This window comes from Pseudomonas sp. ASL4, from assembly GCF_056680395.1.
This window is the reverse complement of record NZ_CM155280.1, coordinates 4595497-4610001: the sequence shown is the minus strand read 5'-3', so window position 1 is coordinate 4610001 and position 14505 is coordinate 4595497. Positions and strand designations below refer to the sequence as shown.

The 14505-nt window shown below is 60.6% G+C and carries 13 protein-coding genes; 11 read left to right on the top strand and 2 right to left on the bottom strand.

Annotated features, from left to right (window positions below; genetic code table 11):
* The first annotated feature begins 11 nt into the window (after nt 1-11).
* Both AC1MEW_RS20685 and AC1MEW_RS20680 read left to right on the top strand, forming a co-directional pair.
* Nucleotides 12-1361, top strand: coding sequence for an aminotransferase class III-fold pyridoxal phosphate-dependent enzyme (locus tag AC1MEW_RS20685; protein WP_480423427.1), 1350 nt, complete (start codon nt 12-14; stop codon nt 1359-1361).
* A 90-nt stretch (nt 1362-1451) separates the two neighbouring features.
* Entirely contained in the window at nt 1452-2777 is a 1326-nt protein-coding gene (locus AC1MEW_RS20680) for an alginate export family protein (RefSeq protein ID WP_480423426.1), read from the top strand.
* Nucleotides 2778-2826: 49 nt separating this feature from the next.
* Here AC1MEW_RS20680 and AC1MEW_RS20675 read toward each other — a convergent pair whose 3' ends face one another.
* A complete protein-coding gene (locus AC1MEW_RS20675; RefSeq protein ID WP_140678227.1) occupies nt 2827-3585 on the bottom strand; it encodes an IclR family transcriptional regulator in 759 nt (252 codons plus the stop codon).
* Between the two features lie 250 nt (nt 3586-3835).
* Between AC1MEW_RS20675 and AC1MEW_RS20670 the strand changes: the two genes are divergently transcribed.
* From AC1MEW_RS20670 to AC1MEW_RS20630, 9 genes are all read left to right on the top strand, one after another.
* A complete protein-coding gene (locus AC1MEW_RS20670; protein WP_480423424.1) occupies nt 3836-5377 on the top strand; it encodes an acetolactate synthase large subunit in 1542 nt (513 codons plus the stop codon).
* Nucleotides 5378-5388: 11 nt separating this feature from the next.
* Nucleotides 5389-6879, top strand: a complete 1491-nt coding sequence (locus AC1MEW_RS20665) for an aldehyde dehydrogenase family protein (protein WP_480423423.1) — start codon at nt 5389-5391, stop codon at nt 6877-6879.
* 26 nt (nt 6880-6905) lie between these two features.
* Nucleotides 6906-7700 (top strand): SDR family NAD(P)-dependent oxidoreductase, encoded by a 795-nt coding sequence (locus tag AC1MEW_RS20660; RefSeq protein ID WP_111449704.1) that lies wholly within the window; start codon nt 6906-6908, stop codon nt 7698-7700.
* Nucleotides 7701-7712: 12 nt separating this feature from the next.
* Nucleotides 7713-8753 carry a VPS10 domain-containing protein gene (locus AC1MEW_RS20655; RefSeq protein ID WP_480423421.1) on the top strand — a complete coding sequence of 347 codons (1041 nt, stop codon included), beginning with the start codon at nt 7713-7715 and terminating at the stop codon, nt 8751-8753.
* Between the two features lie 11 nt (nt 8754-8764).
* Nucleotides 8765-9232 (top strand): VOC family protein, encoded by a 468-nt coding sequence (locus tag AC1MEW_RS20650; RefSeq protein ID WP_064617305.1) that lies wholly within the window; start codon nt 8765-8767, stop codon nt 9230-9232.
* 10 nt (nt 9233-9242) lie between these two features.
* Nucleotides 9243-9845 carry an amino acid synthesis family protein gene (locus tag AC1MEW_RS20645; RefSeq protein ID WP_480423419.1) on the top strand — a complete coding sequence of 201 codons (603 nt, stop codon included), beginning with the start codon at nt 9243-9245 and terminating at the stop codon, nt 9843-9845.
* Nucleotides 9846-9907: 62 nt separating this feature from the next.
* Complete coding sequence (locus tag AC1MEW_RS20640; protein ID WP_480423417.1) at nt 9908-11515, top strand: bifunctional 3-(3-hydroxy-phenyl)propionate/3-hydroxycinnamic acid hydroxylase; 1608 nt, start codon at nt 9908-9910, stop codon at nt 11513-11515.
* Nucleotides 11512-12291: a 2-keto-4-pentenoate hydratase gene (locus AC1MEW_RS20635; RefSeq protein ID WP_480423415.1), complete on the top strand. Its 780-nt coding sequence runs from the start codon at nt 11512-11514 to the stop codon at nt 12289-12291. The genes AC1MEW_RS20640 and AC1MEW_RS20635 overlap by 4 nt, the downstream gene beginning before the upstream one ends.
* Nucleotides 12292-12365: 74 nt before the next feature.
* On the top strand, nt 12366-13307 hold the full coding sequence (locus AC1MEW_RS20630; RefSeq protein ID WP_480423414.1) for a helix-turn-helix domain-containing protein: 942 nt from the start codon (nt 12366-12368) through the stop codon (nt 13305-13307).
* A gap of 253 nt (nt 13308-13560) precedes the next feature.
* On the opposite strand, the gene AC1MEW_RS20625 is transcribed toward AC1MEW_RS20630, so the two are convergent.
* The gene (locus AC1MEW_RS20625; protein ID WP_140678241.1) at nt 13561-14388 is read right to left on the bottom strand and encodes an AraC family transcriptional regulator; all 828 of its coding nucleotides are present in this window, start codon (nt 14386-14388) and stop codon (nt 13561-13563) included.
* Nucleotides 14389-14505: the final 117 nt, after the last annotated feature.

Genomic DNA, 14505 nt, shown 5'->3' with positions numbered 1-14505 from the left:
GGAGCTTGAGCATGTACGAAAAATATAAGACCGCCGAGAAGAAATTCTGGCACCCCATGAGTTCCAGCGCCCCGGAGCAACGCTCCAAAACGTTGATCATCGCCCGTGGTGACGGCAACTACATCACCGACATCGACGGCCATCGCATGCTCGATGGTGTGGGCGGGCTGTGGAACGTCAACATTGGGCACAACCGCGCGAGCGTCAAGGCTGCAATCGCCGCGCAGCTGGACGAGCTGGCGTATTACCAGACCTTCGACGGCATTGCCCACCCTCGGGTATTTGATCTGGCCGAACGGTTGACCGCCATGTTTGCCCAGGAGCGCATGACACGGGTGCTGTTCAGTTCCGGCGGCTCCGATGCGGTGGAAACCGCGCTGAAAATGGCGCGTCAATACTGGATCGCCAGCGGCGATCCGGGGCGTACGCGTTTCCTGTCTCTGCGTAACGGTTATCACGGTGTGCACATGGGCGGCACATCGGTGGGAGGCAATGGCGTTTACCACTACAACCACGGCCAACTGTTGGCGGGCTGCCATTTGCTCGACACGCCCTGGTTGTATCGCAATCCCTGGGATTGCCGTGATCCCGAAGCGCTGACCGCGCACTGTATTCGTCAGCTGGAGGATCAGATCGCATTGCTGGGTGCGCAGACCATTGCGGCATTGATCGCTGAGCCGGTGCAAGGCGCAGGCGGGGTGATCGTACCGCCAGCCGATTACTGGCCACGCCTGCGTGAGGTGTGTGATCGCCACGGCATTTTGTTGATCGCCGACGAAGTGGTCACCGGCTTCGGCCGCTCGGGCTGCATGCTTGGCAGTCGCGGCTGGGGCGTCGCGCCGGACATCCTGTGTCTGGCCAAAGGCATCACTGCCGGTTATATCCCGCTGGGTGCCACGTTGTTCAACCAACGTATTGTCGATGGGATCGAGAACGGCCTTGGATTCAGCAGCATGATCATGCACGGCTACACCTACAGCGGGCACCCGACCGCGTGTGCAGCCGCCCTGGCGGTACTCGATATCGTCGAAGCCGAGGATCTGCCAGGCAACGCCGCCAGGGTCGGCGCGCAATTGCTTGAGCAACTCGTACCGTTGACCGAGCGTTATGACGTCGTGGGCGAAGTGCGCGGCAAGGGCTTGATGATTGCCTTGGACCTGGTCGCCGACAAAACCACGCGCCAACCGCTCAACCCCGCAGGCGGCCAGCCGTTGCGGATCGCTGACGAAGTGCGGCGTGCGGGCGTGCTGGTGCGTCCGATAGGCAACAAGATCATCCTCTCGCCGCCGTTGACCCTGACGTCCGACGAAGCTGGCCTGATCGTTTCTGCTCTCGAAGCGGCGCTTGCCACCTGCTGCTAGCCCCCGCGAAATCGGTGCCGCGCTGCCGCACCGATTTCTCGCCAATACCTAAGACAGCCTTTTAAAGGCGCACCACGAGGAGCTTGAGCCATGCGCAATCCATCACATCATCCCGTGCTTGGTAGCACGCTTGTGTGCACATTGGTGCTATGCGCCATCAATCAGGCCCAGGCCTATGAGTTGTACAGTGATCAGAGCCGGCACCTCAACGCAGACATGACCGCCGTATTCGGCCAGTTCAACAGTCGCAAGAACTACGACGGCACGCCCGGGGGATCTACCTGGCGTGAAGGCTTTATCAAATACGGCTTGAGTGGCGACCAGTCGCTGGCAGGCAATGGCACCGCGTATGGGGCGTTCGCCCTGGTCAGCTCCGCCACCTGGGGCGACGGCGACCCGGGCGGCAATTCCCTGGGGACCGAGCGCACAACAAAGATCGAAGACGCCTACCTGGGCTGGCGCTCCGGCGACCTGTTCCCCGCGTTGGGCAAGGAAGGGGTTGATATTTCCGGCGGGCGCCAGGTGGTCAAGCTGGGCCGAGGGTTCCTGATCAACGATGACGGACTGAACCTGGGCAAGGGCCCGGCCGATGGCAAGATGAACCGTGGAGGCGCTTACTACCTGGCTGCACGGCATGCGTTCGATCAAACCGCGCTTTTGCGCCTGGGTGGGCAAGATGGCCTGCACGGCAGCCTGGTGTGGCTCAAGTCTGATAACCGCGTCCAGGCCGAAACCGAACTGGCCGCCGGCACGCTGGATTACACCACCCAGCCGGGTACGATCGGGTTGACCTGGGTACACGGCATCGACGTGAGCGATCAATGGGCCAGCGACTTTCAGCGCCAGCGCAAAGGCATGAACGTCTACAGCGTTCGCGGTGAAGGCGATGCGGGCATCAAGAACGTCAGCCTGGCGTTCGAATACGCCTGGCAGGACAAGGACGCCGGGCCGGAGAAAGCCTGGTACGGCGAAGCGGGCTACACCTTCGCCGATACCGCCTGGGCGCCGAAGGTGACCTATCGCTATACCCGCTATTCACAGAAATGGGATCCGCTGTTCACTGGCTTGAGCATGGGCTACGGCACTTGGTTTCAGGGCGAAGTCGCCGGCAACTACGCCGGGCCGTTCAACAGCAATACCAGCATTCAGCACGTCGGACTGAAGGCAACGCCGCTGGAAAACCTGACCTTGGGCGCGCTGTACTTCGATTTCGACACGGTGCGTAAAAGTAATGCGCTGAACCTCAATGCCCGTGAGCTGGATATCTACGCCGAATGGGCAGTCAACCCGCACTTGATCATTACCCCGCTGATTGGCCTCTACAAACCCGATCAGGACTCAACCACTGGTGGCAATCAAGTCGGCGGCAATGGCACCAACGTGTACAGCCAATTGTCGGTGGCTGTTCCGTTCTGACCGCACATCCGCCGCGTCCACGGCAAGGGACCGGCGGCTTATCCATAGGCTAGGGTGCGGTGGTGTTTGACTGATTGCGCATGTTTTCGGCGATGCGCCGAGTGGTATCCATGACCATTTCGATCACTGTTTCCTGGCGCAGCAGCTTGAAACTCTGAGTGCTGCCAACGGCGGACAGGCTGCCAACCACTTCGTCGATGTCCGTCTGGATGATGGGCGCGGCGATGCCGGTCAAGCCCAGGTTGAGCTCATCATGGGTGAGGCAGTAACCGTCCTTGCGAATCTTTTTCGCAGCCTTGGAGAAGCTCGGCCAGTCATAAGGGCATTCCGGGTCGTTGGCCATGTGCTCGTCGAACAAGCGTTGCAAACGGCGACCTTTCTGAAAGGCGATCAACACCTTGGATTGCGCGCCGCGAAAGAACGGCAGTGGTTGCCCGCGCCCGAACGCAAAGAGGTAGGTGTCGGTGGGTTCGGCGATGTAGGTGTTGATGATGCGACCGTCATAAAAAACGCTCGCAAACACGGCCAGGCCGGTTTGCGCGGACAGCTCGTGCATCAACTCGCGCCCGGCAACGAGGATAGGGTCGTACTGACGCATCATCCAGTCCAGTTCGATGACACGCGGCCCCAAGCCATAACTGCCTGCGTCCACGCGGGTCAGCAGGCCGGCGTCGCACAAATCCTTGACGTAGCGGTACACGGTCGCGCGTGACAGGCCCATGCGCTCGGCAATGGTGTCGGGGTCGATCTTCAATGTCTGTGGACCGAACAGGTCCAGGACACTCAGCAATTTGCTCAGGCTGCTCATTTCGTTCCTAAAGACGGGGGGGAGGGCGCGTGCTTCGTTCCGGCGCAGACCAGAACATCCCGCAGGAGCGCCAAACGCTGGCGCAACACTACCTCAGTGAGAGAAAAACGCAATCTCGGCAGCCTTTCTAGTGCAAATAAAATCACATAAATCTCATAAAGCGAGACGATCATTAAATTAATGCTTGTTGCGCGAGTGTTTGTGTGTGATAAATCTCATCACTGCAAATGCTCAAGCAAGAGGGCTGAAAATGAATGGTGCGCAACTGATAGTGAATGCGGCAGCGGCAAGCGGTATCGAATACTGCTTCGCCAACCCCGGAACCACCGAAATTCCATTGGTGGCGGCCATGGCCAGCGCACCTGCACTGAAGCCGGTGTTGTCGTTGTTCGAAGGGGTGTGCACGGGGGCGGCGGATGGGTATGGCCGGATTGCCGGCAAGCCGGCGATGACCCTGACGCACCTGGGCCCCGGGTTTGCCAATGGCATCGCCAATCTGCACAACGCGCGTCGTGCCAATACCCCCATCGTCAACGTGATCGGCGATCACGCGTCATGGCATGTCAACTACGATCCGCCGCTGGCCAGTGACATCCAGGCCTTGGCCGGGACTGTCTCCGGTTGGGTGCGCACCTCGCGCACGGCGTCGAGTATCGGCGAAGATTTGCAGGAAGCGGTGCGGGCGGCCTGGCAGGCCAAAGGGCAGATCGCCAGCCTGATTTTGCCCATGGACCTGCAAGCCAGCGCGGTGACGCACAACGGTGTGTTCGCCCCGATGCGGGCTCCGGTTCGCCGGTTTGCCGGTGACCGGGTCGAGACGGTGGCGCAGGCCCTGCGTGACGGGCAGCGCCTGGTGTTTATTGTCGGGGATGAGGGGTTGTCGGTCGCGGGTCTGGAAGCAGCGGGGCGCCTGGCCCAACTGCCTGGCGTGCGCATGTTTGCCGAGACCTTTCCACGGCTAAGCTACCGTGGCGGTGGTTTGCCGGATCTGGATCGCCTGCCGTATTTCCCGGAAGTGGCCATTGAAATCCTCGAGCAGTACGACCAGGTCGTGTGTGCCGGGGTGCCGGAGCCCATCAGTTATTTCGGCTACGAAGGCATCCCGTCGCGCCTCGCCGAGCGTGAGCGTCTGCTGACGCTGGCCGATGTCGGTGACGATGTAGCCGGCGCGCTGACGGCGCTGGCCGATGCCCTCAATGCACCGGCTTACGTGCCGATACCGATGGGCATCGAACTGCCGCCGGGTCATGCCGAGCTCACACCTCAGTCCATCGGCCAGGTGTTGGCCGCATCGCTGCCGGACGACAGCATTGTCTCCGTGGAAGGCGGCACCTGCGGCTATCCATTTTTCACCGCTTCCGCTGGCGCCGCGCGACACAGGGTGTTGACCAATACCGGTGGCGCGATCGGCCAGGGCATTCCGGTGGGGTTTGGCGCCGCCTTGGCGGAGCGGGGCAATCGCGTGTTCTGCCTGCAATCCGACGGCAGTGCCCAGTACACCATTCAAACCCTGTGGAGCATCGCCCGCGAGCAGTTACCGGTCGTAATCCTGATTGCCGCCAACCATCGCTACGCCATTTTGCAGAACGAACTGCGCCGCTTCGGCATGACCGAAATGGGGCCGGAAGCGCTGCGCCTGACGGTGCTCGATAGCCCGCGGATTGACTGGAAGGCGCTGGCCAAGGGCTACGGCGTGCCGGCCTGCACGGTGCAAACCAATGCCGAACTGCAACGGGCGCTGGCCAATGCCAATGCCAACGGTGGTCCTTGCCTGATCGAAATGGCGCTGTGAAGGAGTCGATGATGAAACAGTTCGAAGTGCTACCTGCTGTGCAACATTTTCTGTCCCAGCCTGGTCGCCTGTTTATCGGTGGCAGTTGGCAAGACGCCGCCGCTGGCCGGCGGTTTGCCGTGGAAAACCCGGCGACTGAAGAAACCCTGACGGAAGTGGCCCAGGGCGACGCGCGTGACGTAGATGCGGCCGTTGCGGCAGCTCGCGCAGCGTTCAACGGCGTCTGGGCGCTGCAGTCTCCCGCTCAGCGCGGTCTGCTGCTGTTTCGACTGGCGGATCTGCTGGACCAGCACCGCGAGGAGCTGGCGCAGTTGATCACGCTGGAGAACGGCAAACCCATCTCAGCCGCTCGAGGTGAAGCGGCCAGCGCGGCGACCATCATTCGCTACTTCGCCGGCTGGCCGACCAAGATCGAAGGCAGCACGCTGCCCGTATCGCCGGCCAGCGGTGCGCCCATGCTCAACTACACCTTGCGTGAGCCGGTGGGTGTGTGCGCGCTGATCGTGCCGTGGAACTTCCCGTTGAACATGTGCGTGTGGAAGCTTGGCCCAGCGTTGGCGACGGGCTGTGTCGCGGTGCTCAAGCCCGCCGAACAAACGCCGCTGGTCGCGATTCGACTGGTGCAGTTGATCGAGGCCGCCGGGTTTCCACCGGGGGTGGTCAACCTGATCACCGGCCTTGGCGCGGAAACGGGCGGACCGCTGGCGCAGCATCCCGACGTGGACAAGATCGCCTTCACCGGCTCGACCCATGTCGGCCGGCTGATCGCTCAGGCGGCCACCAGCAACATGAAAAAGGTCTCGCTGGAACTGGGCGGCAAGTCGCCGAACATCATCTTGCCGGACGCCGATATCGTGCGCGCCGCCAAAGGCGCGGCCGACGGCATCTTCTACAACCAGGGCCAGGTGTGCACGGCTGCCTCGCGGTTATACGTGCATGCCAGCGTGCTTGATCAGGTGTTGGAAGAACTTGAGCGTCATGCCACCGCACACGTGCTCGGTAATGGTTTGGACCCGGCCACCAGCATGGGCCCACTCGTGTCGGGCCGCCAATTGAGTACGGTCAAAGGCTACCTGCAACGAGGCCAGGAGGAGGGCGCCGAACTGATCTGCGGTGGCGGCCGTCCCGACCACCTGGAGCGCGGCCACTTCATTGCGCCCAGCGTGTTCCTTGATCGCGCCGAGCGTGCCTGTGTCGCCCGCGAAGAGATCTTCGGTCCGGTGCTGACCGTCATGAGCTGGACCGAAATCGACGACCTGGTGCTGCGCGCCAACGATTCGCCTTATGGCCTCGCAGCGGGTCTGTGGACCCGCGACCTGCGCTCGGCGCACCGCGTGGCGGCGCAGCTCAAGGCGGGCTCGGTCTGGATCAACTGCTGGAATGTGGTCGACGCGGCTTCGCCGTTCGGCGGGTACAAGCAATCCGGCTGGGGCCGGGAAATGGGTAAAAACGTGATCGATGCCTACACCGAGACCAAGAGCGTCTTCGTCGATCTGGCCTGATTCGAACAATCAAAAGAGGAAATGCTATGGATCTGGAATTGAAAGGCCGCGTGGCCATCGTCACCGGCGGCGGTATGGGTATCGGCAAGGAAGTCGCACGTTTTCTGTCCGAAGAGGGCTGCAAGGTGGTGATCTGCGCGCGCCGCATGGAGTTTCTCCAACAGGCTGCCGAAGAGATCACGGCTCAGACCGGCAACGAAGTACTGCCGCTGTACTGTGACACCAATCAGATGTCGGCCGTGTCTGACATGGTCGAAGCTGCGCACAAACACTTCGGCCGCATCGACATCCTGGTCAACGGTGCAGCAGCGCCGTCCGGAGTGGTGCGCAATGACATCGAACATGCCGGCGACGATGAGTTGCTGTCGGATCTCAACACCAAGGTGATCGGCTACTTCCGTTGCGCCAAGGCTGTGACTCCGCACATGAAGGCCGGCGGTTTCGGTCGCATCATCAACATCGGCGGCCTCACCGGGCGCAGCAGCAAAGTCCTCTCGGGGATGCGCAACCTAGCGATCGCCCACATGACCAAAACCCTCTCCGACCAGTTGGGCCCTTCGGGCATCACGGTCAACCTGATCCACCCTGGCGTGGTGGACACCCCGCACATCCAGGAGCTGTACGAGCGCGAAGCGATCAAGCAAGGCAAGACTGCGGAACAGGTTGAGCAGGCCTACATCGACGCGACGCCGATTCGCCGCACCCTGGCACCGATGGAAATGGGCTGGCTGATTGGTTTCCTGGCGTCGCCCAAGGCGAGTGCAGTGACCGGCGAATCCATCGGCATTGACGGTGGACTGACCCGTGGCATCTTCATCTGAGGAGCAACAGCGATGAGTAACGGCACTCTTTTAGTTGCCACCGTAGGTCAAGCGGTAATCCGTAGCGCCGACGATGGCCGTACCTGGCATCGCCTGGGCCTGGGGCAGGACCTGGAGTTCGACGCGATCACCCGATCCTTGAGTGTGCACCCCGACGAGCCTGAGGTGATCTACGCCGGTACGGACGTAGGTTTGTGTGTCAGCCGCGACACTGGCGGCCATTGGCAGCGGGTCGATTCGCCGTTCAACGGTCAGACGGTCTGGAAAGTCGCCGTCGATCCGCAGGACGCGCAACGGATTTTCGTCGGCACTGGCGCACCTTCGCGCGCCGTACTGTGGCGGACCCTGGACGGTGGTCTCAGTTGGGATCGTGCGCCGGTGGAGATTCCGGAGTTCTGCGACGGGGTCAGCCGCCCACGGCTGCTGGCTTTCGCCTATGACCCGACCGACCGCAACCAGCTATGGTTCGGCCTTGAAGAGGGTGGGTTATTCCACTCCCGCGACGGTGGCGACAGCTGGACGCGCGTCGATGATCGGCTGCTGTGGGACTACAACTCGGATGTCCACAATATTCTGGTACTGCCCAATCACGGCCAGAAAGTCATCGTGGTGGTCTGCGTCAACGCCGTCTACCGCAGCCTGGATGAAGGGCTGACCTGGACCGGCATTATCGGTCGAGAAGTGTTCGGCCTGTATTACATGCGCGCCATGAACGCGCCGTTGGGCACGCAAAGCGACCTGTACCTGAGTATTTCCGATGGCACGCCCGGTACCACCAGCAAGATCCTGGTGTCCCGTGATGCTGCGCTCAGCTGGGAAGTGCTGCCCCTGCCGCAACAACCCAATTCCTGCGTTTGGGCCATTGCCTTCAACCCGAAAAATCCGCGACAGATCGTTGCGGGAACCAAGTATGGGCACTTGTTCACCTCCGGGAATGGCGGTGATGGCTGGCAGAAACAGTGGCGCGAATTCAGTGAGATCGCTGACGTGCTCTGGACCCCCGCAGTGGCGCAGATCAAGGCAGGGCATCAATCCGTGGTCAAAAAAAGCTGAGGTATCACGCGATGAAAGTCGAAATCCTTCGTACTCACTTATCGCTCTCGGTAAGTGATCCTGATGTGTCGGCACGCTGGTACGCCGACATCCTGGGCATGCATGAAAGTGCCCGAGGCGAAAGCTGGGTCATGATGGCGTTTGGCACCAAACATCACGACATCGCCTTGCTTCGTGCAGAGCCCGGCGCCCATCAGGGCGGGTTGGGGTTGCAACACTATGGATTGGAAATCGCCGGGGACATGACCACCTTGCGCCAGCTCTACGGCATGTTGCTGGGCAAGGGCGTCGAGGTGGTGAAGATCACCGATCACGAAATCGGCCATGGTGTGTATTTCAACGATCCTGACGGTAATCGCATGGAATTTTTCCTTGAGACCGAACACGACGATGCGCGCGGCAAGGCCCGGTTCAAGGCTGCTGGCGCGCCAAGCCGACATTTCAATCTAGATCCACTAGACCCACTAGACCCGCTTTGAGGCAACCCAGATGAAAACCGCGAATTTTGCTTCGTATCACATCCGCAAGTGGTACAGCTTTGTCGAAGAAACCCTGGCCAACGAAAGTGGCCAGTTGGCCGATGGCGAGCCGCTGTTCAAATATGCCGTCGCCGCCGTGATCGCCAACCCCTATGCCGGTCGCTACAGCGAGTCGCTGACAGAGCTGGTAGAACCGTCGCCGCTGCTGGGCGAAGAGTTCGGTCGTCGCATTCAGGCGCTGGCCGGCTCGCGGGATATTGTCAGCTACGGTAAAGCTTGCATGGTGGGCAGCCAGGGCGAATACGAACACGGCAATGCGTTCCTGACCAACCCGGCTGCCGATCCGGTGCGCCTGGCGCTGGGCGGGGGCAAATCCTGGGTGCCGTCCACCGGCAAACGGGGCGGCCCGGGTTCAACCATTGATGTGCCGTTGGCCCATAAGGATGCACTGTATGTACGCTCCCATTACGACAGCATTTCCCTGATGTTTGGCGACGGCCCCGCACCGGATGAGGTGATCGTGATCTGGGCTTTCGCCACGCGCGGGCGCTTGCATGCGCGGCTGGGCGGTCTGCAGGCGGCAGACGTCAAAGGTATTGATGGGCTGCACTGATTTCAGGCGCATGGCTTTAGCGGCGTCGGATTAAAAACACAACAAGAAAGCGGTGAATAGCGATGAAGCAGGAGAAGACCCAAGTTGTCATTGTCGGCGGCGGCCCTAACGGGATCACGGCCGCGCACTATATGGGGATGTACGGTATCGACTGCGTAGTCCTTGAACTTGCCGACGGCGTACTGCCTTACCCGCGCGCAGTGGGCATGGATGATGAAGCACTGCGCGTGTTGCAGGGGATCGGCATTGCCGAACTCGCTGTGCGCGACATGATCTGCGATGTACCGCTGCGCTATTACAATGCTCGCGGTGTGTGTTTCGCCGAGGTCAAGCCGAGTACCGCCCATTACGGCTGGCCAATGCGCAATATTTTCATGCAGCAGTTGCTGGAAGGCACGTTGCGCGAAACCCTGGAGCAGCGTACCAGCGTTGTGTTGCGCCAAGGCCATGAAATGCTCGAACTCGAGCAGGACGGGCAGGGCGTGACATTGCAGGTGCGCGATGCTCAGGGCGAGATTTATCAACTGCGGGCTGACTATGTAATCGGCGCCGATGGCGGACGCTCTACTGTGCGTAAAAAGCTCGGTATCGAGCTGTCTGGGCTGACACATGCGCGCAAATGGGTGGTGGTCGATACGGCCAATGACACCCTCGATGCACCCTACACCGCACTGCATGCCGACCCGGAACGGCCCTTCGTGTGCATCTATCTGCCGTACCAGCAACGCCGCTGGGAGTTCATGCTCCTGGAGGGCGAAGATGAGGCGAAGATGTGTGACGAGAGCACCATTCGCGACTTGATCCGTGGGCATATCGGCAACGCGGTCGATCAGTTGAACATCATCCGCATCCGAGCCTATACCCACCACTCCCGGGTCGCGGTGCGGTTTGTCGAAGGGCGTGTGGCGCTGGTGGGCGATGCCGCGCATATTTCTCCACCCTGGGCCGGGCAGGGCCTCAATTCCGGGCTGCGGGACGTGGCCAACGTGGCCTGGAAGCTGGCGGCGATCATCCAGGGCCGTGCCTCGCACTCGATCCTCGCCAGCTACGACCAGGAGCGCCGTGGGCATGCCACCGAGCTGGTGGCCCTGGCCGACAACATGGGTGCGGTACTGGGAATGACCAACCCGCTGATGGCCGGCGTGCGCGACTGGTTGTTCCAGGCGGTGAACACTGTCGACAACCTGCGCTCGCACCTGCTGGAGTTCAAATTCAAACCCAAGGCCACCATCACCAAGGGCCTGGTCTATCACGAGCGTGCCGAGTTGCGCGAGGACGATCTGGTCGGCCAGCTGTTTGTTCAGCCGTACGTCGAAGACGCCCAGGGCCAGCTTTGTCGCCTGGATGAGGTGCTTGGCAATTCCTATGCGGTGCTGGGTTATCGGGTGAACCCGCGCGAGCAACTCAGCGAGGAAATGGCCGCTTATTGGGCGCGCTGGGACACGCGTTTTATTCAGGTCAATCGTTCGCGCAGTGGCATCGGACGTGGCCAGCCGTTGACGGCCTCGGACGCCATCAGCGTGGAGGACGTGGATAATCGCCTGGGTGAATGGTTCTCCAAGGTACGTGACTGCATCGTAGTGGTGCGTCCGGACCGGTTTGTCGCCGCCATTACCACACCAGAGAGGCTTGAAGGTGTGCTGCGCAAACTGGCGGAGCAACTGTCATGAACAGCGGCAACGCGCTACTAAACCGGCTACATCAGGCGACGCGCACGGTGCTAGCCATTGCGCCACTGGTCCCCGAGGCGATAGATCGGTTTGCGGGTTATGCGCTGCAGCGTGAAGCGCTGGACCACCGCCAAGCCGCAGGCGAGCTACTGAGCGGGTGGAAGGTCGCCTTCGCCGGCAGCACCGTGCAAAAACGCTTTGGCCTTGACGAGCCGGTGTATGGCGGCCTGATGGATACCATGATCGTCGAGCCGGATACGGCAGTGGCGTTCTCGCGGTTGATCCAGCCCAAGCTGGAGATCGAATTGGCGTTTGTGATGGGGCGCACCCTGGTGCCGGGGGACTACCGTGACGAGGATATTCTGGCAGCCATCGGCGACGTGGCGCCCGCGTTCGAGATCGCCGACTGCCGTTGGCAGGGCTGGGATTTCGGAGTGGGTGCCTTTCTGGCCGATAACGCGGCGGCGGGGCTTTATTGTCTGGGACCGCGCATCCCTTTCGATCCTGTAGAGCATGTCAGCGTAGCGTATCGCCTGGAGTGCGACGGCGCGCTCTGCGGTAACGGTGATACGCGCGATCGGGAGGACAGCCCTCAGGCCAATCTATGCTGGCTGATTCGGCGTCTGTTGTCCGACGGTCAACGTGTGGAGGCTGGGCAGGTAGTGCTGTCCGGGGCGTTGTTGCCGCCGATGAATATCCAGCCCGCCACGTACTGCCTGCACATGTTTGGCATGGAACTGGCTTTGGTTTTCACGGCGGACGCCGCCCCTGTGTGAACGATAGCTGCCGTCACGGATGACTGAGTCCCTTTCAGGCCGAAAAAAAACGGGGCCACCGAGGAACGACGACCATGCTTGCTGAAGTTCGAACCTTCAATGACCCTCAACAACACGCTGGCTCCATTCAGGGCTGGCGGCAAGTGTATGACCAACTCGGCCGAGGCTGCCTGACCAGTGAGCTGCGGCAGTTGTCCTCTGACCGCTTTCAAATCTTCCAGGAAGTGCTGGACAAACGTGTGGTGCAGCGCGGCTATGCGCCGAAAGGTCGGCTTTGCGCGGCCATGTCGTTAGGCTGCGCACCGGTGGTGCAGGGGCAACAGGTGGGCACTCACAGCGTGGTGCTGTTGCGTGACGGCGAGGAGTTTGTGTTGCATGCACCTGAAGGCATGCACTTCTTCGCGCTCAACGTCGACACTGTACGCTTTGCCAAACTGGCGGCCTTCGAATTGTCTGACGATCAGCTCAAGCGCCTGAAGACCACGTCTCAACTCAGCGTTGATGACGCGTTACTGTTGCGAATACGCCAGCGTATTCACCCCCTGTTTCGTCACCTTTTGGAACAAACGGACGCTATCAATTCAACAGCTGAGAAAATGCTGGAGGAAGAACTTCTCGGCGCGTTCCTTGATTTGTTCAGCCACGCCACCGATGAGGTACGTTGTCGTCGCGGTAATTTCGCCGTGAGTGCTTACCTGGTGAAGCGTTGCCAAGAGCTGATCGATGCCAGTGGTGATACACCACTGAGCATTCTCGACCTGTGCGAACACCTACGGGTGAGTCGCCGGACCCTGCAGAACAGTTTTCAGGCAGTGACCGGAATGCGTCCGGTCGAATACCTGCGCAATCTGCGCCTCAACGCAGTGCGACGGCGCTTGATCACAACCTCTGCCTGCACTCACAACATCAGTGAGATCGCGGTGGCAATGGGCTTTTTTCATCTGAGCCACTTTGCCGCGTATTACCGGCAATTGTTTGGCGAGTCACCGTCCGAAACGCTCAGGGCAATGCGGTAAAGACCTCAACTGCAAACGCATTTTATAGTGACGGCCCAAGATGTGCGGCCGACGCTTTCCACCCGCCCGATTTCCTTTTCCAATCTGATATTCAAGCGCTCATGAAATTGTTGGTTTCGCTGCGCGAAGCTAGCAACTCGGCTCGCTGGAAGTGCCTTGTCGCATTCGAAGCACAGGGAATTACCGAGGGGCGATGAAGGGCAGGTTTCAGGAAAAAACGATAGAGGAGCGCGTTTGTTTTTGAATGGGAGGGTCAGGCGTAGTTGATCCGGTCGGTGTAGGCGTTCTGGGTCATTTTGCGTTGATAGTCGCAAGGCGTTGTACTGACCAGTTTCTTGAAGTCGCGCAGGAAGTGCGATTGATCGGAAAAGCCCAGGTCGAGGGCCAGCTCCGAAAACGATACATCGTGTTGGGTATTGAGGGTGTCCAGAGCTGCCTGGCAGCGGATGATTCGGCAAAAGGTCTTGGGTGACATGCCGGTGTCCTGGCTGAACTGTCGGTGCAGCGTGCGACTGGTGTACCCGCTGAGTTCTTCCAGTTGCTGAATACGAATATCACCGCGGTGGCGCATTGCCTGCTGAATGACCATGGCCGTGAGTGCTGACGTTCTACCCATCAGGCGGGGGGCGAGGTAGTCGTTGAACAGCCGCATCTGATCGCCCAGCAGCGGTGCTTGAACGATATTTTCGAAGATGCGCTGGGCGAACCCTGAGACCTCCAGCAGGTCGAGTTCCCGTTCGGTCAATTCTTCGGCCAGCACATTGATAAATCCGGGAATGACGCCCGGTGAAAAGCGCACGCCGAAGTAGTGATGGTTCTGGTGTAACTCGACCGCTTGGGCAGCCAGCGGCGTGCCACAGATCCGGGCGGTAGGGCGTGTTGCGTCACAGTCGAAAACAATATCCACGCAACCGTCCGGCACGGCCAGCAGGTTGGCTGATTGAGCCACATCGAAGGCATAGAAATGCGAGATCGCCGGGTGTTCGGAGGGCATGACCGAATACCGTGAAGAGTTGAGCACGAACCAGGGCTGTTCGTTCGCAGTGTGGTGCCTGGGAGGCGGCGCGCACTGTTTGATCATGGTTGCACCTTCGATGAGCAGCGATATGGAAGTTTTCACGCATTAAACGCGCCAACTATTGCGCGCCGGCCAATCGGGCATGTCCGAAATTTACAATACCGCCGAAAAACGCGCCCT